This window comes from Tateyamaria sp. GN1-10, from assembly GCF_055693845.1.
This window is the reverse complement of record NZ_JBVFUR010000004.1, coordinates 2,270,811-2,290,755: the sequence shown is the minus strand read 5'-3', so window position 1 is coordinate 2,290,755 and position 19,945 is coordinate 2,270,811. Positions and strand designations below refer to the sequence as shown.

The window sequence follows — 19,945 nt, the reverse complement described above, 5'->3', positions numbered from 1 at the left end:
CGGGAGAGATGAGAATGGCAAAACTGGACTATGACGGCCCGATCCTTGAGATCAACAAGCTGAGCATCTCCTTCTTCACGCGGTTGCGGGAAATTCCGGCGGTCATGGACTTTTCGGTGACTGTGAAGCCGGGAGAGGCCGTGGGTCTCGTTGGTGAATCCGGGTGCGGCAAGTCCACTGTCGCCCTCGGGGTCATGCAGGACCTTGGCAAGAACGGGCGCATCGTCGGCGGGTCGATCAAGTTCAAGGGCCGCGACCTGCAAGAGATGAGCGCGGAGGAGTTGCGCGACATCCGCGGGTCCGAGATTGCCATGATCTATCAGGAACCAATGGCATCGCTGAACCCGGCCATGAAGATCGGCAAGCAGTTGATGGAAGTGCCCATGATCCATCAGGGCATGTCGGAAAAAGACGCCCGCGCGCGTGCGCTGCAGGTGGTCACAGACGTCAAGCTGCCCGACCCCAAGCGTATATTGAACAGTTTTCCGCACCAGCTGTCTGGCGGGCAGCAGCAGCGTATCGTGATCGCCATGGCACTGATGTCCGAGCCATCGCTTCTGATCCTTGATGAACCAACCACTGCTTTGGACGTGACCGTAGAAGCTGCGGTTGTCGAACTGGTCAAGGACCTGGGCAAGAAATACGGCACCTCGATGCTGTTCATCTCGCACAACCTCGGCCTTGTGCTCGAAACATGCGACCGGATCTGCGTGATGTATTCAGGCGAAGCCGTTGAACGCGGATCGATCAAGCAGGTGTTTGACGAGATGCAGCACCCCTACACCCAAGCGCTGTTCCGTTCGATTCCCCTGCCCGGCGCAGACAAGAACGCGCGCCCGCTTGTTGCTATCCCCGGCAACTTCCCCTGCCGCACGAACGTCCACCGGGTTGTAACTTCGGCCCTCGCTGCGACTACTTTGAAGAAGGTCGGTGCAATCAGGACACGACCATCCCAATGGCAGCCGCGAATGAGGATGCAAGCCACGAAACCCGCTGCCTTCGCTTTCAAGAGATTGATTGGAATGCGCCGATCACCCTGGGTGAGCAGAAGGAAAAGGGCGAAGTTGGCGATGTTGTTCTTAAGATGGACAATCTCAAGAAGTACTACGAGGTCGCTGCATCAGCCTTGTTTGGGGGTGGTGACAAGAAAGTGGTCAAGGCCAACGAAACGCTCAGCTTCGAAGCACGCGAGTCCGAAACACTCGCCATCGTGGGCGAATCCGGTTGCGGTAAATCGACCTTCGCCAAGGTGTTGATGGGCCTTGAGACAGCGACCGAAGGGACCATCACACTCGGCAACAAAAACATTCAGGACGTGCCAATCGAGGACCGAGACACGCAAACGATCGCGGACGTGCAAATGGTGTTTCAGAACCCGTTTGACACATTGAATCCATCAATGACCGTTGGCCGTCAGATCATCCGGGCACTTGAGATTTTCAAGGTCGGCAATAACGAAGCCGACCGCAAACAGCGGATGCTGGAGCTGTTGGATCTTGTGAAACTGCCACGCGCCTTTGCGGATCGTATGCCGCGTCAGTTGTCCGGGGGACAGAAACAACGCGTCGGCATCGCCCGCGCCTTTGCCGGAGACGCCAAGATTGTCGTCGCGGACGAACCTGTTTCAGCGCTCGACGTATCGGTTCAGGCCGCTGTGACCGATCTTTTGATGGAAATCCAGCGCGAGCAGAAGACGACATTGCTGTTCATCTCGCACGACCTGTCGATCGTCCGCTATCTCAGCGACCGAGTTATGGTGATGTATCTGGGACATGTGGTCGAACTTGGCTCGACCGAACAGGTCTTTGCCCCGCCCTACCATCCATACACCGAGGCATTGTTGTCAGCCGTACCAATCGCGGACACATCGGTGGAGAAGCAGCACATCGTGCTGGAGGGTGACATTCCATCCGCAATGAACCCGCCACCGGGCTGCCCGTTCCAGACGCGATGCCGGTGGAAGTCGGACGTGCCTGGCGGGCTCTGCGAGAAAGAGGTGCCGCCGGTGCGTTTCCTTGCTGAAGGGCATCAGGTCAAATGTCACTTGGCAGAAGACATCCTTGAGCGGATGGAGCCTGTCATCAAGGTTGCCGCAGAGTGATCAGAGATATTCCGACGCGGCCGTGTAGTTTGTCATGAACTGCCAGAAGGCGGGGATGGCAACCGTTTCGACCCAATAGCGCAGATCGGTGTAGTTGGCAGCCAAAACACTGATCATGTAAGCCGTCCAGAACTGCCACGCCCGCTGTGCCGTTCGTGAAAAGATCAGGGTCGCCAGAAATGAAAACGGTGCGATCACCACTGCTGCGATGTAACCCGCAATTTTGAAGTCGGCGAGGATCAGGCCGTAAAGCGTCAGGTAGTCCAGCGTGATAATGAACAGGAACCCGATATTGGATGCAAAGAGAAGACCCGCGATGCCACCCGCAATCGCCCCTGCCACCAACATGTCAAAGTGAAACCTCCGGTCCTTGTACGCCTCGTGCACAAGCTTTGCCCGGGGTGACACGACATCACTGGCGTTTCGCGCTTGGCCACTGTTAATACGGCTCAGTCGTTCTTCGAAGGTGGATTGACCAGGTTTCATGCATGCCCCTCTCGCTACTGCTCAGTTCCCGGGTTACGTGCATGGGATGGCGTATTTAAGGCAAAATTGGCACAATCAATGGGCGCTTGTGGAACAAGTACTGAATAAGCGGATCAGCTGCCCCAGATGACTTTCACGTAGTTCCGGGTTTCACGGAATGGCGGCACGCCGTTGTATTTCTTCACAGCCCCCGGCCCCGCGTTGTAAGCCGCCAACGCAAGGCGCCAGCTGCCAAAGGTGCGGTACTGCGCCATGAGGTAGCGTGCACCGCCATCAAGGTTTTCGGCTGGATCGTTTCTGTCCACGCCCAAACTGCGCGCGGTTGCAGGCATCAATTGCGCAAGGCCGTACGCACCTTTGTGCGATTTGGCTTTCGCATTCCAGCCGCTCTCCTGTTGTACAAGGCGCAAGAACAGGTCCTCGGGCACCCCGTGACGGCGCGCAGCATCCTTGGCCATGTTCAGATACGGGCCGCGGTATTTTCCGCGAAACTTCTTCGTCTCAGTGTCCCACTTGGTTGGGGTCACCACCTTGGGCGGCTGCAAACGCACGGAATTGGAATACTGCGTCGAAGCGCGGCTATCCAACACCTTGGTTTGAGATTTGAACAAAGAACCACGGCTTTTGGTCGAAAGCGTCTGCGCCGCTCCAGTCTCAACCATGAAGGCAGCGATAATCGCCCCAGCCCAGAGTGCTCTCATCTTTCACTATCCCCAGATCGTACACTGCCACCATTTCTTGACGCGCAATATACGGCTTTTTTGCCATCGCGCCAGTCTTACGCGGTTTTACCCTGCATTAACCACGTGTAGTCTAGCCAGAACGCAAGGCCGTGGCACGGAATCAGCCCGGCATGGGACAAAAGGGGAAGAACATGGCAGGGTCCGTGAATAAGGTCATTCTGATCGGCAATCTGGGGCGTGATCCCGAGGTGCGGACATTCCAGAACGGCGGCAAGGTGTGCAACCTGCGCATCGCAACGTCCGAGACATGGAAAGACCGCAACACCGGTGAACGCAAGGAGCGCACGGAATGGCATTCCGTTGCGATTTTCTCCGAACCGCTGGCACGGGTGGCCGAGCAATATTTGCGCAAGGGCTCGAAAGTATATCTGGAAGGTCAGCTTGAGACACGCAAATGGCAGGACCAGTCGGGTCAGGACCGGTATTCAACCGAAGTGGTGCTGCGTCCCTATACCTCGACCCTGACCATGCTGGACGGCCGTGGCGAGGGTGGCGGCGGCGGTAACGTTGGCGGCGGCGGTGGCGGTGGCCAGATGGGTTATGATGATCGTGACGGCGGCTACGGTGGCGGTGGCAGTGGCAGCAACCAACCCAGCCCGGCCCCAAGCCGCGATCTGGACGACGAAATTCCGTTCTAAGCAGCTCAGTCAAAAACAAAGGGCCCGTGTTGAAGACGCGGGCCCTTTGCTATTCATACGCTGTATTTAGTACAGTGTGTCTCGATACAATTTCTCGACTGCATCCTGATCCGTTCTTTCGTCCGGAAGCGAGGTGTGATCCCTAAGCATCTCAAGCAGGGTCGCAACCGGGCGGTTCGACGGCCAGCTGTCGGGCTTCCACAACCCACCCCGCATCGGGGCCTTGCCGCAATGGGTATAGGTTTCGTCTGCTGTGACCCGCAAAACCGTCTTTGGGCTGCGACCGTTCACTTGGAACTGTTCACATAGCGCAGGGTCATCACTGATCTCCGCCGTCCCATTCACGCGCAAGGTTTCATCCACAGTCGGGATCAGAAAAAGCAGCGCCACTTTCGGATGCGCCAGAATGTTCAACAAGCTGTCGATACGGTTGTTGCCGGGACGGTCAGGCAACAGCAGGGTGGTGTCCGTTTCAACCGTGACGAACCCGGCCGGATCCCCTTTGGGTGAAATGTCGAGGTTTTGCCCATCAGACGTGGCAAGCACGAGAAAAGTGGCATGTTCGATGAACTGTCGGCAATGCATATCGAAGGATGTTATGACCTTTGCTGCAGCCCGTTCATGCACCTCACCATAAAGTGCCCGCAATCGTTCCGGTGTCATCTTAAAATCTCCCTCTTCAAATGGTCACTTGTCCCGCAGTGCATCCTTCAAAACAGACATCACAGTATCCTCAGGGACATCCGATGTGACAAAGGCCTGACCTATGCCGCGGGCCAGGATGAAATTCAGCGTACCCGCCACAACCTTCTTGTCCTGCCCCATCAGGTTCAACAGACCAGCCGCATCCGGCAAATCGCCCGGAATGTCGGCAATGTCTGCCTTCATCCCCATCGCCTTGATATGCGCGCGCACCCGGCTGGGATCTTCCTGCGAACACAGGCCCAATCGTGCCGACAACTCGAAGGCCAGACCGCAACCGACGGCAACGCCCTCGCCATGCAGCAAGCGGTCCGAGTATCCAGTAGCAGCCTCTAGCGCGTGGCAGAACGTATGGCCGAGGTTCAAAAGCGCCCTGTCCCCCTGCTCCGTCTCGTCACGGGTCACGATTTCAGCCTTCATTTCGACAGATCGTTTCACGGCCGCCACACGCAGTTCCATGTCACCTGCCGCCATCGCAGGCGCATTCTCCTCGAGCCATCCAAAGAACGCGGCATCGCCTAACAGGCCGTATTTCATCACCTCGCCGTATCCCGCAAGGAAATCGCGCGCGGACAGGGACGCCAATACGTCTGTGTCAGCCAGAACGAGGCTGGGCTGGTGAAAGGCGCCTGCAAGGTTCTTGCCCTGTGCCGTGTTGATCCCGGTTTTGCCCCCGACCGAACTGTCGACCTGAGCCAGCAAAGACGTTGGGACCTGCACAAACCGCACACCACGGCGCAGGATGGCACAGGCAAAGCCCACCAAGTCGCCAATGACGCCTCCGCCAAGGGCCACAACAACGTCGCGACGCTCAATCTTTTGATCCAGCAACCACTCGGTGACCTGAGCGAGATGGGCCCATCCCTTTGTGGCCTCACCGGGTGGCAACTCCATTGCAACCGCCTCGATCCCCGCATCGGCCAGGCCCGCGCGCAAAGCGTCAAGATGCAGCGCCGCGACCCGCGTTTCCGTCACGATGGCAACACGTGGACGCGGCAAGAGCGGCGCAATTAGCCTGCCAGCCTCAGCCAACAAACCGGGCCCGATCAGCACATCATACGCCCGGTCGCCCAGAGGCACATGGACAGTCTCACGCATCCGTCTTCTCCAACACATCAGGCCGTTCCGCCAGCAACGTGGCAATCACACGGTCCACCATTTCCTCGATACTCAGGTTCGGCAGCGACACAACGGTCACATCCGCCAGCGCATAAAGCGGCACGCGTGCATCGTAAATCTCGCCAAGGGTCGCGCGCGGATCAGGTGTGCGCAGCAACGGGCGTGTGTCCTTGTGGCGAACCCGTTGCCACAGCAGATCAAGGCTTGCATTCAACCAAACCGACACACCACGAGCCGTGATGTTTGTCCGGTTCTCTTCCGCCAAAAAAGCCCCGCCACCGGTCGATAAAATACCCCGTTCTTCGTCCAAAAGACGGGAAATCACCTGTGTTTCCTTGCCCCGAAAGAAAGGTTCGCCATCACGCGCGAATATCTCGGGCACGGTCATGTTGGCGGCGCTTTCAATCTCTGCGTCGCTGTCCAGAAACCGCACTCCCAGCCTCTGCGCCAGCGCGCGACCCACGGCCGTCTTTCCCGCCCCCATCATGCCAACCATGACAACGGTCTTGTTCAGTCGGAAGCCTGCCCCCAAGTTGTTATTATGCTGATTTTCGCTCATATGGCCGTCAATGACGTGATTTTGCGAAAAAGGCCATATATGCTTTGAGCAAAACAAAGAACCACCAACAAGAATTCTGGGGCAGGCAAAAACATGATCCGTCTATTCAAGCTGTTGATCTTTCTAGCGATCATCGGATTCATCGGGCTGGTCGGTTATGCCTATGTGGGCGAGTATTTCGGCGCCAACTTCTCGCCCCCCCAGGATGAAACACGTGTGCCAGTCACATTGGATGCAGAATAGTTTTGGTCCTCTTCTCGCCGTGCTGATCAGCGCTGGCACCGGTCTGAGCGGACAGGAACAGGCAACAGCCCCGCTGAGCGTGATCGACTGGCTTGATACGCAAGAGGCGGTTCAGGCGGCTCAACCCGTTCAACCTGAACCCGATGTCACGTCCAGCGGCATCGTACCGCAAGTCACCGTGCAACCGTTGGGCGATGAGGCGGCACAGCGCGTCGGGCTCGCACCCTCAAACGTGACCGGCCTTCCCGATACGCTTTGGTCTGCCAGCAACGGATCCGACTTGGCCGAGGCGGTCAAAGATCTGCCCGATACGTCATTACCTGCGCTGCAATCCCTCATCATGACCTTATTGCTGGCTGAAGCGAACCCGCCAGGTGGCGATGCGTCGGCCTTCGATCTGGCAAGGGTTGATGCACTTATGCGGTTCGGGGCGTTGGACCCCGCGCTTGCACTGCTTGAACAGACTGCCGTGAACCGCAGTTCCGCACACCTGAAACGCTACCTCGATTTGTCGCTGATCGCGGGAACCGAGGGGGTGCTTGCGCTCTAACCACGCAAAACCCAAGTCTTTCACCCGCCAAGGTCTACGATGTCTTTTGTTCGGCGCGAGCCGGGGATTGGGATGACGCCGTACTGGTTTTAGGCACATCTCGCGCCCTCGGCCTCATTGAACCAGCGATGGCAGACGCGCTGGAGCGATTCCTAGATACCGAGCTGTTCGAAGGTGAGCCGCCCCTGCCCGTCCCGTCTACACCGGATCCGCTGGCTTTCCGCCTGTTCCAAGCCATTGGCACGCCAATCCCGACACGCGGATGGCCCGTTGCCTACGCCAACGCTGACTTGTCGCCCAACTCTGGCTGGAAGGCACAGTTGGAGGCAGCAGAGCGTCTGGCGCAACGCGGTGCGCTTGGCGACAACCGCCTTCTGGGCCTTTACACACAACGTCGGCCTGCGGCATCGGGCGGCGTGTGGGACCGGGTCGCCGCCGTGCAACGGTTCGAAACCGCGCTTTCGACAGGCAGCCCGGCCGCTGTCTCCAAGACGCTTCCCCGCGCATGGCGCGCAATGCGTGATGCTGGCTTGCAAACCGTCTTTGCCGGACTGTTCTCCGAAAAACTTTCCGAATTGGTCCTAAGCGGCGCAACAGCCGATCTGGCATTCGAGGTGCTATTGCTGTCCCCAAACTATGAAATGGCCGCCGCACAATTCCCCGCCCGCGCCATGCGCCGCCCGGTGTTAAGTGCCGTCGCGGCGGGTGCCATACCGCCCGGTCTCAGCGCAGATGGGATTGAAGGGGCGGTCGTTACCGCATTCTCTGATGCACCACCAGACCCTCAGATCGTAGAATTGGCGCAGTCGGACGCTCTCGGGAACGCACTCCTGCAAAGTGTTGCACTGGCCCATGCCGGCAGTTCAGGCGACGTGGCGCAACTGACCACCGGTCTTGCGACCTTGCGCGCGCTTGGCCTCGAAGACGTGGCGCGACGCACTGCGCTTCAGGTTCTTTTGCTGAGAGGAACAGGATGAGCGACCGCTGGATCTCGACCTTTCTGGATGCGCAAGCGGCTGAACTGGGCGCTGCGCGCAACACGCTGTTGGCCTACGGTCGCGACCTCAAGGATGTTGGCGCTTGGCTGGCAAAGCAGAATGCCGCATTTGAAACCGCAACAACCGCGCAGATCGAAGCCTACCTGATCCATTGCGACGCGCAGGGCCTTGCCAAGTCCACCCGCGCGCGGCGTCTGTCCGCCATCAAACAGCTTTATCGCTTTGCCTTCGAAGAAGGATGGCGCAGCGAAAATCCCGCAATCCAGATCGCAAGCCCCGGTCAGGACAAACGTCTGCCCAAAACGCTGGACGAAGATGAGGTGGAGCGCCTTCTGACATCGGCCCGCAGTTTTGGGCGTGGCGAACATGACCAGCTGCGGGACACCTGCCTGATGGAACTGCTCTATGCCACAGGCATGCGGGTCAGCGAGCTGGTCAGCCTGCCTGTGTCGTCAGCCCGTGGCGATCCCCAGATGCTTTTGATCCTGGGCAAGGGCGGCAAGGAACGGATGGTTCCCCTGTCGTCTTCGGCCCGTCTTTCGTTGTTCGAATGGATCAAGCTGCGCGACGCCAAACAACAAAAACTGGAAGACAAGGGCGCCGCGCCATCTCGCTTCCTCTTTCCCTCCCGCGGGGCATCCGGTTATCTGACCCGCCATTGGTTCTACGCCCGGATCAAGTCTCTAGCCGTGCACGCGGGTGTCGATCCAAACAAAGTGACCCCGCATACCCTACGCCACGCCTTTGCAACGCATCTTTTGGCAGGCGGCGCTGATCTGCGGGCCATTCAGACGATGTTGGGCCACGCCGATGTCGCCACAACCGAGATTTACACACATGTGGTAGACGAGCGACTGACACAGCTTGTTTTGGATCATCACCCGCTGGCCAAAGACAGCCGTAAATCAGGGGGCAACACATCCTCCGACGGCCAGTGACCCGAGCGCAGAGCCTCGTGATATCCGTGCGTCAAACCGGCGGCCTCCATGTCTCTGACAGCACCGCCCACATCATATTTCAGACGATGCAGGCTGAGCTGCCCAGATGTCAGCATTGCATAGGCCGTATCACAGCTGCCGTCATGTGGAGGCATGCCAACGACGCCCGCATTGATCCATTCACCTGTGCCAACCGGACGCCGAAACGGAATGCCCGAATGGCCGGCGATCACATGATCCAGTGGACCAATGATGGCCTCCAAAGCCCGGCACTCGACCTCGAACGCATCTGAGGGTGAGGTTGACCACAAAAAGCGGGCCACATCCGTAACACCGCCGTGAATGACCCCATAGCGCGCGCCGCAATGTGAAAAGGTTATGATGTCGGGCAAGGCCCGCATCCAGTTGCGATCCTCAGCCCCGACCTGACCGTCGGCAAACCGATACCATCCAACAGACAGCAGGTCGCATGAGCTTCCCTCTTCAAACCCGCATCCGCAATCAGCGGCTCCCTCCGCCAACTGTATCTCGCAATTGCCTGCAACCACCGCGCATCCCGCAGCGCGGATCGCGGCAACCGTTTCGGCAGGCCGCCCGCAATAGGCAACTACGTCGCCTGTGCAAATGGCATATGCGCCTCGCGTCCCGACCTCGGCCAGAACCGCCTCAGTCGCCTGAAGGTTCGAGTACGGCCCCCCAAAGACCAACACCTGATCATCAATCACACCCAGATCCTGCACGCGCATCCTGTCGCATCCCTTGATTGCGTCGTCTGTCACCCCCATAACCGATCCAAGATCAAAGGATAAATCACGAATGGACGACCCCTCATCGACGCTCGACGCGGCGTTCTGGATTACAAGCGCTGTGATCCTCGGCTTGCTGGTCATGTCCGGCTTCTTCTCAGGCTCGGAAACAGCACTGACCGCCGCGTCGCGGGGCAAATTGCGGGCCAAGGCCGACAAAGGATCTCGCGGTGCCGAACGGGCACTTCAGATCACCGAAGACAACGAACGGCTGATCGGCTCGGTCCTGCTGGGCAACAACCTCGTCAACATCCTTGCCACGTCGCTGGCAACGGCGATCTTCACGCGGGCCTTCGGCGAATCCGGCGTGGCCTTGGCCACGCTGGTCATGACACTGCTTGTCCTGATTTTCGCAGAGGTGCTGCCAAAGACCTACGCCATCACGAACTCCGAAACCGCCGCATCGCTTGTCTCGCGCCCGATCTCTCTGGTGGTGACCGTCTTTTCACCGATCGTTTCGGCGGTTCGCCTCTTGGTGCGCGGCGTGCTGCGGGTGTTTGGGGTCACGATTGATCCTGACAGCCACATCATGGCGGTGCGCGAGGAGATCGCGGGCGCCCTGCAACTGGGCCATTCCGAAGGCGTTGTCGAAAAGGAAGATCGTGACCGCATCCTCGGCGCACTGGATCTGGGTGACCGTGTGGTCGAAGAAATCATGCTGCATCGCTCTGGTATTGAAATGATCGATGCAGAGGACGATCCGCAGGCCATCCTGGAACAGTGTCTGAAATCAAACCACACGCGCCTCCCCGTCTATCGCGGAGAGCAGGAAAACATCACCGGTGTGATCCACGCCAAAGACCTTTTGCGCGCCATGTATCAAGTGATTGGCGGACCCGAAGGGGACGCAGCGGCGCTTAAATCATTCGACATCAGTCAGGTGGCAATGCCGCCCTACTTCGTGCCCGAGACGACCACTCTCGATGACCAGATGCGACAATTCCTGCGCATGCGTACCCACTTTGCGCTGGTGGTGGACGAATATGGCTCGCTCCAAGGTCTGATCACGCTTGAGGACATCCTCGAAGAAATCGTTGGTGAGATCACGGATGAGTTCGACCCGGACGGTGAGCATGCCGTACAACGTGGCGAAGACGGGCATTTCCACATCGACGGCGCCATGACGATCCGCGATCTCAACCGTGCAACGGATTGGAACCTGCCAGATGACGAAGCAAACACCGTTGCGGGGTTGGTGATTCACGAGGCCCAGACAATCCCTACAATCGGTCAGGTCTTCAGCTTCCATGGTTTCCGGTTCGAAGTGACAGCGCGCGAAGGAAACCGGATCACTGCGTTGAGAATTCAGACACTCGACTAGCGTGTCTTACAAAAGCTCTTTGGTATCGCTGTGCGTGTTGACCCACGCGCGCACATCATCGAGACGACCGCGGGCAACGGGGATTTCCTGACCATCGGTCAGGGTCAATTTCGAACCGGACAAGGATCGCGCAGTCTGGCGAGCAACCCAATGTGACCGGTGCGTTTGGATTCCATCTTCCGGGCTGACCTGGTCGAGGAATGTCGCCATACGTTCTCGGATAATCTCGACCTTGCCCGACATGTAAATTTCCAGATGGTGCTCAGCCGCCTTGACGCGCGAAATTTGTGTCAGCCCCACTTTGCGGCCTGCCAAAGTGATATCGCGACCCGCACTCTTGATTGCCTTGCGTGCACGCTGCGCTGGTAACAGCCAAAGCAAGGCCACAGTTTCGAAGACATGAGCAACGAACACGTTCCTCAAATTCATCTGCCACGTCATGGAACCAAATGCAGGCTTGCCAGGTTCAAACAAGATCGTCAGTCCGCCGGCCGTAAGGTAAGTGGAAGCCAGCACCAATGGAGATGAGAGAATAATCAAGGGAATCGGGCCGCCAAAGGTCGACCGCCAGATGCGGCAGGTGGCCAGCGCATAGAACATGGACAAGAACAGGTACAAAAAAAGCGCTACAAACCAGAACGCCAATCGTAGCCCGAAGCTTTCAAACTGCGGCAAAGTCACAGGATGGCCGGTTGCCATGATGAAGAAGCCGACGAGCACCAGAAGCCACATCTGCCAAGACGTATACAGCTCGTGCATTTCGCGTATCGTGAAGTGCGTTTGGTCGCCATTCGAGACAAAAACCTGCACTTCGTGGTTGAAAACCTTCCCCAACATGAGCGCTGCCTACCATGTGACGCTAATTAGAGTAAATGCGTTGCAAAGGTCTATTGGGTGTAGACGGCAGGCAATTCGGTGTCAGTTACAGGTTTGTATCGATTGGTGTTTCCTTTCGTCTACACCGTGCACATCATGATCTCAGGCGAGTACCATCCGGGTCGAACGGAGGTTTTTCAAGTATCTTTGCCCTATGGCTCCTCCCAAGAACCATAACGTCAACCAAATCCCCCGGCTTTGCCCCACTAACGAACCCCAGCGCGAGGCTCATTCCGACGCTGTAACCATACGCACCCGACGTGACCCTGCCAATTCCAACACCGTCTCGAAAAATGGGCTCTCCGCCCGTGGCGTCAGCACCGGATGCACGCACGTTCGCCTCATCCAGATGCAATAGCACCAGCGGTTCGCGTGAAGGTTCAGCGATGGTTTTCTCGACAGCAGCCTTGTTCAGGAAATCCTTGTCCATTTTCACCAAACTGTCCAAGCCAACTTCTTGCGGCCAGTATTCCGGACTGTATTCCCGGCCCCAGGATCCGTACCCTTTCTCAATCCGAAGGCTCGTCAAAGCGCGACTGCCAACGGGGCCAACACCCATATCCGCGCCCGCATCGATCAATGCAGTGTATAGCCGTATTTGATCTTCGGCGCGGCAATGCAATTCCCAGCCCAGATCTCCTGTGAAAGAAACACGCAGAGCCAGGGTTTTGACCCCCGCAACCTCAATCCACTGCGACCGCATGAACGGAAACGCATCAGTGCCCAAGGACGTGTTGGTCAAGCGCTGCAACAGCGCGCGGCTGTCTGGTCCGGCCACATTGAACCCACACATTGCGTCTGTACAGCTTTCAAAGGTGGTTCCAAGGGGCAGAGGTATCTCTTTGAAAAAGCGCTGGTGATAGCGCTCGGCCATGCCAGAACCGATGATCCAAAACTCTTCCTCTGCCAGTCGGGTCACAGTGAAGTCCCCGGCAATTCCACCGCGTTTTCCGATCAACGGCGTCAGACAGGAACGTCCAACAGCTTTCGGCATCCGGTTGGCAAAGACCGCGTTCAGCCAGTCCTCTGCGTCCGGGCCGTTGCACACATATTTGGCGAAATTCGAGATATCGATGATCCCGGCCCGGTCGCGCAGCATGCGGGCTTCGGCCCCGACCACATCCCACCAGGGCTGACGCGTAAATCCGGCGGTATCCTCCACATCACCGAAGTACAACGGATGCTCCCATCCGTAATTCAGGCCCATCTTGGCCTTCATGTCGCGCTGCATCTCGTAAACGGGACGGGTACGCACGGGCCGACCGGCCTCACGCTCTTCCCCGGGAAAATGGATCTTGAACCGATGCGCATATTGGTCACCGACACGCGCCTTCGTGAATGCTTTGCCCGCCCACTGGCCGAACCGGGCCATATCCCAGGCAAACATGTCGTACTTGGTTTCCCCCTCGACAATCCACTCTGCCGCCAACAGCCCCATACCCCCGGATTGCGAGAAGCCCGGAATGATACCGTTGCAACAAAAGTAACCGGTCAGTTCCGGCACCGGGCCAAACAAAACATTCGAGATCCGGTGACCAGATCATCGGGCCATTGATCACCCGTTTGATCCCGGCGGTCCCCATGACCGGCACCCGCTCAATGGCGCGCATCATGTTATCTTCGATACGCTCAAGATCATCCGCAAACAATTCATGGCCAAAACCCTGCGGCGTGCCGTCCTCCGCCCAGAACCGCACGTCCTTTTCGTAGGCGCCCACAAGCAGGCCCTGCCCCTCTTGGCGCAGGTAATATTCGCCATCCCGATCCGCGACAGAGGGCAAACGGCGGTCCATCGCCGCCACCTCTGCGATGGTGTCCGTCACGAAATACTGATGCTCTGTCGGTTGCAAAGGCAGGTCAACCCCAGCCAGTGCAGCCACCTCACGTCCCCACAGTCCGGCAACATTCACAACCCACGGCGTTGCAATATCGCCCTGCTCTGTCCGGACAATCCAAGTGCCATCCGCTTGCTGCTCTGTCCCGGTGACCGGGCAAAACCGGATAATCTCCGCCCCGTTCTGGCGCGCACCGGTCGCATAAGCATTGGTGACACCAGATGGATCGACATTCCCTCCATCCGGCTCCCACATGATGCAACGCACACCGTTGAAGTCCACCAGCGGATGCAACCGCTCCGCCTCGTCTCGACTGACCTCGTGGAAGTTCATCCCGTACAGCTTGGCCTTCGCCGCTTGCAGTCGCAGCTGATGGTCACGTGCTTCGGTCTGGGCCAGGTACAACGACCCCGGCTGAAACACCCCGCAGCCCTGCCCGGTTTCCTGCTCCAACTCCTTGTACAGGCCCATGGTATAGTGCTGGATGCGGCTGATGTTGGTGCTGTCATGCAGCCCGTGAATGTTGGCGGCCGCATGCCAGGTCGACCCACTGGTCAACTCATCCCGTTCCAACAGGACAACATCGGTCCACCCCAGTTTCGTCAAATGATACAGGATGGAACAGCCAATGACGCCACCGCCAATCACGACGGCCTGTGCATGGGTACGCATGGGGGGTGCCTTTGCCACTGTTTCGCTGACGTTCACCCTGCGTCCGGGTGCGGCCCGTTGATTGCCCCGGCGCGACATGCCGCGTCGCTCGCGGAATAACGCGGGCGGATTGCCCATTCTCCGGCTCCCGGAACAATCGGGATGTTGCTGTTGGCATATCAGGCGCGTGCCAGCGCATCAAAACACCCGCAGGATGCCTTGAGCGACATGACCCGTCGCATTCGCGCTTTCCTCCAGCGCATCCATTGGGCTCTATCGGCGCATCAATCAAGGGAAAGCCCATGCAGACCACAACTCGTGTCGCCGTCATCGGCGGTGGCGTCGTCGGCGCCTCTGTCCTTTATCACCTGACGAGAACTTGGCTGGTCCGACGTCATGCTGCTGGAACGGTCCGAACTGACCTCTGGCAGCACGTGGCATGCGGCGGGCGGGTTTCACACGCTGAACGGCGACACCAACATGGCCGCGCTGCAAGGCTACACGATCCGTCTCTATAAAGAGCTGGAAGAGATCACGGGGATGTCCTGCGGGCTGCATCATGTGGGCGGGATCACGTTGGCCGACAACCAGGACCGGTTCGACATGCTGCTCGCTGAACGGGCCAAGCACCGGCTCATGGGGCTGGAAACTGAAATCGTCGGTCCCGAAGAGATCGCCAAAATCGCCCCGATCACCAACACCGAGGGCATCATCGGTGCGCTCTACGACCCGCTCGACGGGCACCTCGATCCTTCCGGCACCACGCACGCCTATGCCAAGGCCGCGCGCATGGGCGGCGCCACCATTCACACCAACACCATGGTGCGGGACACCAACCAACGTCCTGACGGCACATGGGATGTAGTCACGGACAAGGGCACCATCCATGCCGAACACGTGGTCAACGCCGGTGGCCTTTGGGCGCGCGAGGTGAGCGCGATGGCAGGCGTCTACCTGCCCCTGCACCCAATGGAACACCAGTACATCGTCACTGACGACATCGCCGACATCTACGAACGGGGCCAAGAACACCCCCATGTCATGGACCCCGCAGGCGAAAGCTATCTCCGACAAGAGGGCCGCGGCCTCTGCATCGGGTTCTACGAACAGCCCTGCCGACCCTGGGCCGTTGATGGCACACCATGGAGCTTCGGCCACGAACTCCTCCCCGACGATTTCGACAAGATCGAAGACAGCATCGCCTTTGCCTACAAACGCTTCCCTGTCCTCGAAACCGCTGGGATCAAATCGGTCATTCATGGCCCGTTCACCTTTGCGCCGGACGGCAACCCGCTGGTCGGCCCTGTTCCCGGTATGCGCAACTACTGGTCCGCCTGCGGTGTCATGGCGGGGTTTAGCCAAGGCGGCGGTGTCGGCCTGATGCTGGCGCAATGGATGATCGAGGGGGAATGCGAACGCGACGTGACCGCCATGGACGTGGCCCGCTTCGGCGACTGGATCAGTCCCGGCTACACACGCCCCAAGGTCATCGAAAACTACCAAAAACGGTTCAGTGTTGCCTACCCGAACGAAGAACTGCCCGCCGCCCGTCCCAACCGCACAACGCCCATGTACAACATCTTCACCGATATGGGCGCCGTCTGGGGCCAACAATACGGGCTGGAAGTGCCCAACTACTTTGCGCGGGGCGATGAGCCCGCCCACGAGACCCCAAGTTTCCACCGCTCCGATGCATTCGCTGCCACTGCGCGCGAAGTGGCAGCAGTCCGAAACGGCGTCGGCATCAACGAAGTCCACAATTTCGGCAAGTACCTCATCACGGGTCCAAGGGCGCGCGCATGGCTCGACCGCATCATGGCAGGCCGCGTGCCACAGCCAGGCCGTGTCTCACTGACACCCATGCTCAGCCCCAAGGGCAAACTGATCGGTGACTTCACGATGTCCTGCCTGAGCGAGACAGAGTTCCAGCTTACCGCCAGCTACGGCGCACAAGCGGTGCATATGCGTCACTTTCAGTTACATGAGGAAGAAGGCGTAAGCATCGAAAACATAAGTGATAAAAGGAACGGCTTCCAAATGGCCGGACCAAGGGCACGCGATGTGCTACAGGCCTGCACGCGCTCGGATATCGCGGATATGAACTTCCTCGACATCCGGCCCCTCACCGTCGGCATGACCGACTGCATCGTGCAGCGGGTCAGCTACACCGGCGATCTGGGCTACGAAATCTACTGCGATCCCATGGCCCAACGCCAATTGTGGTGGACATTGTGGGATGCCGGACAGGCCCGCGACATGGCGCCGTTTGGCATGCGGGCCATGATGTCTCTGCGCCTCGACAAGTTCTTCGGCTCCTGGCTGTCGGAATACTCACCCGACTACACAGCCGCCGAAACCGGACTGGACCGCTTCATCTCGTGGACAAAGAACGCGGATTTTATCGGCCGCGCCGCGGCAGAAACCGAACGCGCAAAGGGCCCCGCGCGCCAGCTCTGTTCCTTCATCGTTGATGCGGATGATGCCGACGCCCATGGATATGAACCCATATGGCTGGACGGGTCCGTTGTCGGTTTCTGCACCTCCGGCGGCTTCTCGCATCACATGAACGCATCCATCGCGCTGGGGTTCCTTCCGCCACAGTATGTGAAAGAAGGCCAGGACGTAGAGATCGAAATCCTCGGCAAAATGCGCAGGGCGACAATGACCAAAACACCACTCTTTGACGCTGACGGCGCCCGCATGCGCGGCTGATCCCTTGCTTCCCTGTTTCAGGAAAATCCTGGGGGAGGCGCAGCCGGGGGGCTAGCCCCCCTCATAATGTCGTCGCGCGCAGGCGCGGCTGTGTTGCGACAGATGTTTGACAGCCCTAGGGTTCAAACATGATGCCGATCCTCATCCTCGCCGCCGGTGCCGCCTCGCGCATGCGTGGCGCAGACAAGATGATGCAAGACGTGGACGGCCAGCCACTGCTGGCGCGGCAGATCAAAATCGCACTGGCGCTCAGTGATGATGTACGTGTGGCCCTGCCGCCAGAACCGCACCCCCGCTATGCCCTTGTTGCTCAAACGACGGCGCGCCCCGTGACCGTGCACGACGCCGCCGAAGGAATGGGCGCAAGCCTGCGCACGATCTTTGCCACGCTAAGCCCACCGGACACACACGCCATGTTGCTCCTGGGTGACCTACCCGACATCACCGAAAACGATCTGCGCACCGTGCAAGACGCGACCCGCACCCACCCGGACGCGCTGATCTGGCGCGGCGCAACCGAAGATGGGCGCGGTGGGCACCCGATCATTTTCGAACGCGCGCTTTTTCCGGCGTTCGCAAAGCTGCGCGGAGACGATGGCGGGCGCGATATTGTCAAGCAGGCGGGCAACAAGGTTCACTTGGTTCCCCTGCCCGGCACGCGCGCGCGTCTGGATTTGGATACGCCCGAGGACTGGGCCGCATGGCGCGCGGCCCGTCATATCACCTGAGGCGATCCACGAGGGTGCGTGCCTCGTGTTTCTTCAACGACAATCGCGCCGAACTATACGTGTCCAGCCCTGTGAGCGTGTCGAGCTCCGGGAACAAGGCCAGGATCTCTTGCCGTTGCTCTGCACCAATGCCGCGCAACGAATGATCACCCGGCTGGAAGCTTTCTGACCACGCGCCCTCTGCCAGCACAACCTCATGCTGATCGAACATCAGGTGCAGATAACTGACAGCACCGGTCTGGACCTGGTCCACACCGTCCAGACCCGTCAGGTGCTTGGCGGCAATCAGAACTTCACGCTCCTGGAACATCATCTCCGCCAGATCGGATTTGACCAGCATACGGTGCTGCGGCGACACAAGCATGTCGCGATCGGGCAGCTCCTTGCCAAGCGCACCAGCGCGGATCAGGACTGGTTGGAACGCCGCGTTCATGCGCATTTCGTCCGGGGCCAGATCACGGCGTCCAGCCCAGCGCAGGGTCTGCGCGCCATTGTCACGAGTAATGACCTTGTCGCCCGCTTTCAGTCTCTCAACGGCGATCTCGCCCTTCGGTGTTGCAATACGCGTACCGGGGGTGAAGCAAATGATGATCTGCTCGATCTCGGAATAGGTGACGCGACGCGCCACGTTCCCATTGTCGTCAAGCAATTCGACCGTGCCGGATTCCGATCCCGGCCCATCGGGCAGAACATTCGCCCGCACGCCAGACAGATCAAGAACGTCGATATCCATTCCATCGGCATCTTCACCGCCGACGATGCTATGATTGCCCAACCCGTCAAAAGTGAAGCGGTCAGATCCTGTTCCACCCTGCGCCTGGTCATTATCCGGACCAAGGGTGATCAGATCCTCGCCGTCGCCGCCCAACAGCGTATCATCACCGGTGCCGCCAATCAGCGTGTCGTTGCCCGCACCACCGATCAACTCGTCCTGACCCTGGCCACCGTCCAGCACGTCGTTGCCTTCGCCACCGTCGATGTCATCGTCGCCCTGACCACCGGACAGGCTATCGTCACCACCCTGACCAAAAATCACGTCCTGGCCGGCACCACCGTCAATCGTGTCATCTCCGGCTTCAATCGGCGTCACCACCACATCGTCAATCAGATCGCCCGAGAACGAGAAACCGGAATTGGTGTTGCGCGCTTCAAGCGTAAACTCGATGAATTCGCGATTTTCAAACGAGGCTGAGAACCACGCATCCTGATCGCTTGGGTTGTTCTGTTCGGTCCCGGCCGCAGTGACGGTGCCGCCACTGGTCGTGACATTCAGTGACGTGTTGGCATCTGTCGCAAATGAAGTGAAACTGTTTGCATCAATTGTCACCGCTTCCTGGTCGCCTGGGCTGTTTCGGTCCAGATCGTTGACGGTTGCGGTCGAATTCAATGCGACGGGCGTGCCGGTCGTTGCATTCGGGCTATCGGGAATAAAGAATTCCATACGGAAGCTGGCGGTATCACCCGTTCCGTTGCCGTTCATCAGAATTTCAGAGCCATTGCCACCCGACAAGTCGACCCGCAAGTTCGGGTCGGATTTGGACACCAAAACAAGCCGGGCCGAAACCTGCGTGCCGTCCTCCAACTGAGCAACATTACGGTACACAGCCGAGGCACCCGCTTGCGCATTGTTGTCAGCACTGTCGCGCGTCACCAGGTTGTTGATGTCGATGACAAGAGGGGTCGCATCATTGCCCGGCGCGGTTCCCTCGCCCACATCGCCGAACAACGTGTCATTGCCACCGCCGCCCTGAATGCTGTCGTCGCCACCTTCCCCTGAAACCAGATCCGCACCTCCAAGGGATTGGATCGTGTCATCCTCATTCGTTCCCTGCAGGGTGTCGTTGTTCGACGTTCCGTTGATATCGGCCATAGCAGTTGCCCTTCATATCCGCACACAATGAAAGGGGTTATGAACTGCCCCCACAGACCAAACACCCAG

At 58.9% G+C, this 19,945-nt stretch carries 17 protein-coding genes and 2 pseudogenes; 9 read left to right on the top strand and 10 right to left on the bottom strand.

The window, feature by feature from the left end; translation table 11 throughout:
- Window positions 1–14 precede the first annotated feature (14 nt).
- Window positions 15–2,101, top strand: a pseudogene (locus ACZ1HN_RS13195) (dipeptide ABC transporter ATP-binding protein).
- Here the strand turns inward: ACZ1HN_RS13195 and ACZ1HN_RS13190 are convergent.
- Both ACZ1HN_RS13190 and ACZ1HN_RS13185 read right to left on the bottom strand, forming a co-directional pair.
- Window positions 2,102–2,587: a hypothetical protein gene (locus ACZ1HN_RS13190; protein ID WP_472727836.1), complete on the bottom strand. Its 486-nt coding sequence runs from the start codon at window positions 2,585–2,587 to the stop codon at window positions 2,102–2,104. It lies immediately after the preceding pseudogene.
- Between the two features lie 113 nt (window positions 2,588–2,700).
- Entirely contained in the window at window positions 2,701–3,288 is a 588-nt protein-coding gene (locus ACZ1HN_RS13185; protein WP_472727835.1) for a lytic transglycosylase domain-containing protein, read from the bottom strand.
- Between the two features lie 173 nt (window positions 3,289–3,461).
- Between ACZ1HN_RS13185 and ssb the strand changes: the two genes are divergently transcribed.
- A complete protein-coding gene (ssb, locus tag ACZ1HN_RS13180) occupies window positions 3,462–3,968 on the top strand; it encodes a single-stranded DNA-binding protein (protein ID WP_472727834.1) in 507 nt (168 codons plus the stop codon).
- 66 nt (window positions 3,969–4,034) lie between these two features.
- Here the strand turns inward: ssb and ACZ1HN_RS13175 are convergent, their stop codons facing one another.
- From ACZ1HN_RS13175 to ACZ1HN_RS13165, 3 genes are read right to left on the bottom strand one after another with little or no spacing between them, the layout of a single operon-like run.
- Entirely contained in the window at window positions 4,035–4,631 is a 597-nt protein-coding gene (locus ACZ1HN_RS13175) for a pyridoxamine 5'-phosphate oxidase family protein (RefSeq protein ID WP_472727833.1), read from the bottom strand.
- 24 nt (window positions 4,632–4,655) lie between these two features.
- The gene (gene aroB, locus ACZ1HN_RS13170; RefSeq protein ID WP_472727832.1) at window positions 4,656–5,768 is read right to left on the bottom strand and encodes a 3-dehydroquinate synthase; all 1,113 of its coding nucleotides are present in this window, start codon (window positions 5,766–5,768) and stop codon (window positions 4,656–4,658) included.
- Window positions 5,761–6,348 (bottom strand): shikimate kinase, encoded by a 588-nt coding sequence (locus ACZ1HN_RS13165; protein WP_472727831.1) that lies wholly within the window; start codon window positions 6,346–6,348, stop codon window positions 5,761–5,763. The genes aroB and ACZ1HN_RS13165 overlap by 8 nt, the downstream gene beginning before the upstream one ends.
- 93 nt (window positions 6,349–6,441) lie before the next feature.
- Between ACZ1HN_RS13165 and ACZ1HN_RS13160 the strand changes: the two genes are divergently transcribed.
- The 4 genes from ACZ1HN_RS13160 to ACZ1HN_RS13145 all read left to right on the top strand — a co-directional run bounded on the left by ACZ1HN_RS13160 (window position 6,442) and on the right by ACZ1HN_RS13145 (window position 9,077).
- Complete coding sequence (locus ACZ1HN_RS13160; protein WP_189368471.1) at window positions 6,442–6,591, top strand: hypothetical protein; 150 nt, start codon at window positions 6,442–6,444, stop codon at window positions 6,589–6,591.
- Window positions 6,581–7,141, top strand: coding sequence for a hypothetical protein (locus tag ACZ1HN_RS13155; RefSeq protein WP_472727830.1), 561 nt, complete (start codon window positions 6,581–6,583; stop codon window positions 7,139–7,141). Before ACZ1HN_RS13160 ends, ACZ1HN_RS13155 begins: the two co-directional genes overlap by 11 nt.
- A gap of 128 nt (window positions 7,142–7,269) precedes the next feature.
- Window positions 7,270–8,118 carry a hypothetical protein gene (locus ACZ1HN_RS13150; RefSeq protein WP_472727829.1) on the top strand — a complete coding sequence of 283 codons (849 nt, stop codon included), beginning with the start codon at window positions 7,270–7,272 and terminating at the stop codon, window positions 8,116–8,118.
- A complete protein-coding gene (locus ACZ1HN_RS13145; RefSeq protein ID WP_472727828.1) occupies window positions 8,115–9,077 on the top strand; it encodes a site-specific tyrosine recombinase XerD in 963 nt (320 codons plus the stop codon). Before ACZ1HN_RS13150 ends, ACZ1HN_RS13145 begins: the two co-directional genes overlap by 4 nt.
- Here ACZ1HN_RS13145 and ACZ1HN_RS13140 read toward each other — a convergent pair.
- Complete coding sequence (locus ACZ1HN_RS13140) at window positions 9,017–9,862, bottom strand: metallophosphoesterase family protein (protein ID WP_472727827.1); 846 nt, start codon at window positions 9,860–9,862, stop codon at window positions 9,017–9,019. The genes ACZ1HN_RS13145 and ACZ1HN_RS13140 overlap by 61 nt on opposite strands.
- Before the next feature lie 31 nt (window positions 9,863–9,893).
- Between ACZ1HN_RS13140 and ACZ1HN_RS13135 the strand changes: the two genes are divergently transcribed.
- Window positions 9,894–11,204: an HlyC/CorC family transporter gene (locus tag ACZ1HN_RS13135; RefSeq protein ID WP_299207023.1), complete on the top strand. Its 1,311-nt coding sequence runs from the start codon at window positions 9,894–9,896 to the stop codon at window positions 11,202–11,204.
- 6 nt (window positions 11,205–11,210) lie between these two features.
- On the opposite strand, the gene ACZ1HN_RS13130 is transcribed toward ACZ1HN_RS13135, so the two are convergent.
- The 3 genes from ACZ1HN_RS13130 to ACZ1HN_RS13120 form a co-directional block, all read right to left on the bottom strand.
- On the bottom strand, window positions 11,211–11,804 hold the full coding sequence (locus ACZ1HN_RS13130; RefSeq protein WP_472727826.1) for a LytTR family DNA-binding domain-containing protein: 594 nt from the start codon (window positions 11,802–11,804) through the stop codon (window positions 11,211–11,213).
- Window positions 11,805–12,174: 370 nt separating this feature from the next.
- Window positions 12,175–13,512, bottom strand: coding sequence for a glycine cleavage T C-terminal barrel domain-containing protein (locus ACZ1HN_RS13125; RefSeq protein WP_472729321.1), 1,338 nt, complete (start codon window positions 13,510–13,512; stop codon window positions 12,175–12,177).
- Window positions 13,397–14,704, bottom strand: coding sequence for an NAD(P)/FAD-dependent oxidoreductase (locus tag ACZ1HN_RS13120; protein ID WP_472727825.1), 1,308 nt, complete (start codon window positions 14,702–14,704; stop codon window positions 13,397–13,399). The genes ACZ1HN_RS13125 and ACZ1HN_RS13120 overlap by 116 nt, the downstream gene beginning before the upstream one ends.
- A gap of 164 nt (window positions 14,705–14,868) precedes the next feature.
- Here ACZ1HN_RS13120 and ACZ1HN_RS13115 point away from each other — a divergent pair.
- Both ACZ1HN_RS13115 and ACZ1HN_RS13110 read left to right on the top strand, forming a co-directional pair.
- Window positions 14,869–17,278, top strand: a pseudogene (locus ACZ1HN_RS13115) (GcvT family protein).
- 128 nt (window positions 17,279–17,406) lie between these two features.
- Complete coding sequence (locus tag ACZ1HN_RS13110) at window positions 17,407–18,006, top strand: nucleotidyltransferase family protein (protein ID WP_472727824.1); 600 nt, start codon at window positions 17,407–17,409, stop codon at window positions 18,004–18,006.
- Here the strand turns inward: ACZ1HN_RS13110 and ACZ1HN_RS13105 are convergent.
- Complete coding sequence (locus ACZ1HN_RS13105; RefSeq protein ID WP_472727823.1) at window positions 17,999–19,876, bottom strand: Hint domain-containing protein; 1,878 nt, start codon at window positions 19,874–19,876, stop codon at window positions 17,999–18,001. The genes ACZ1HN_RS13110 and ACZ1HN_RS13105 overlap by 8 nt on opposite strands.
- Window positions 19,877–19,945 lie beyond the last annotated feature (69 nt).

What these genes read in the sequence shown, in the direction of transcription:
- ACZ1HN_RS13165 (WP_472727831.1), bottom strand. Translation starts at nt 6,348, where the DNA reads ATGAGCGAAAATCAGCATAATAACAACTTGGGGGCAGGCTTCCGACTG.
- aroB (WP_472727832.1), bottom strand. Translation starts at nt 5,768, where the DNA reads ATGCGTGAGACTGTCCATGTGCCTCTGGGCGACCGGGCGTATGATGTG.
- ACZ1HN_RS13110 (WP_472727824.1), top strand. Translation starts at nt 17,407, where the DNA reads ATGATGCCGATCCTCATCCTCGCCGCCGGTGCCGCCTCGCGCATGCGT.
- ACZ1HN_RS13185 (WP_472727835.1), bottom strand. Translation starts at nt 3,288, where the DNA reads ATGAGAGCACTCTGGGCTGGGGCGATTATCGCTGCCTTCATGGTTGAG.
- ACZ1HN_RS13135 (WP_299207023.1), top strand. Translation starts at nt 9,894, where the DNA reads ATGGACGACCCCTCATCGACGCTCGACGCGGCGTTCTGGATTACAAGC.
- ACZ1HN_RS13140 (WP_472727827.1), bottom strand. Translation starts at nt 9,862, where the DNA reads ATGGGGGTGACAGACGACGCAATCAAGGGATGCGACAGGATGCGCGTG.
- ssb (WP_472727834.1), top strand. Translation starts at nt 3,462, where the DNA reads ATGGCAGGGTCCGTGAATAAGGTCATTCTGATCGGCAATCTGGGGCGT.
- ACZ1HN_RS13105 (WP_472727823.1), bottom strand. Translation starts at nt 19,876, where the DNA reads ATGGCCGATATCAACGGAACGTCGAACAACGACACCCTGCAGGGAACG.
- ACZ1HN_RS13150 (WP_472727829.1), top strand. Translation starts at nt 7,270, where the DNA reads ATGGCAGACGCGCTGGAGCGATTCCTAGATACCGAGCTGTTCGAAGGT.
- ACZ1HN_RS13175 (WP_472727833.1), bottom strand. Translation starts at nt 4,631, where the DNA reads ATGACACCGGAACGATTGCGGGCACTTTATGGTGAGGTGCATGAACGG.
- ACZ1HN_RS13155 (WP_472727830.1), top strand. Translation starts at nt 6,581, where the DNA reads ATGCAGAATAGTTTTGGTCCTCTTCTCGCCGTGCTGATCAGCGCTGGC.
- ACZ1HN_RS13160 (WP_189368471.1), top strand. Translation starts at nt 6,442, where the DNA reads ATGATCCGTCTATTCAAGCTGTTGATCTTTCTAGCGATCATCGGATTC.
- ACZ1HN_RS13130 (WP_472727826.1), bottom strand. Translation starts at nt 11,804, where the DNA reads ATGTTCTATGCGCTGGCCACCTGCCGCATCTGGCGGTCGACCTTTGGC.
- ACZ1HN_RS13190 (WP_472727836.1), bottom strand. Translation starts at nt 2,587, where the DNA reads ATGAAACCTGGTCAATCCACCTTCGAAGAACGACTGAGCCGTATTAAC.
- ACZ1HN_RS13120 (WP_472727825.1), bottom strand. Translation starts at nt 14,704, where the DNA reads ATGGGCAATCCGCCCGCGTTATTCCGCGAGCGACGCGGCATGTCGCGC.
- ACZ1HN_RS13145 (WP_472727828.1), top strand. Translation starts at nt 8,115, where the DNA reads ATGAGCGACCGCTGGATCTCGACCTTTCTGGATGCGCAAGCGGCTGAA.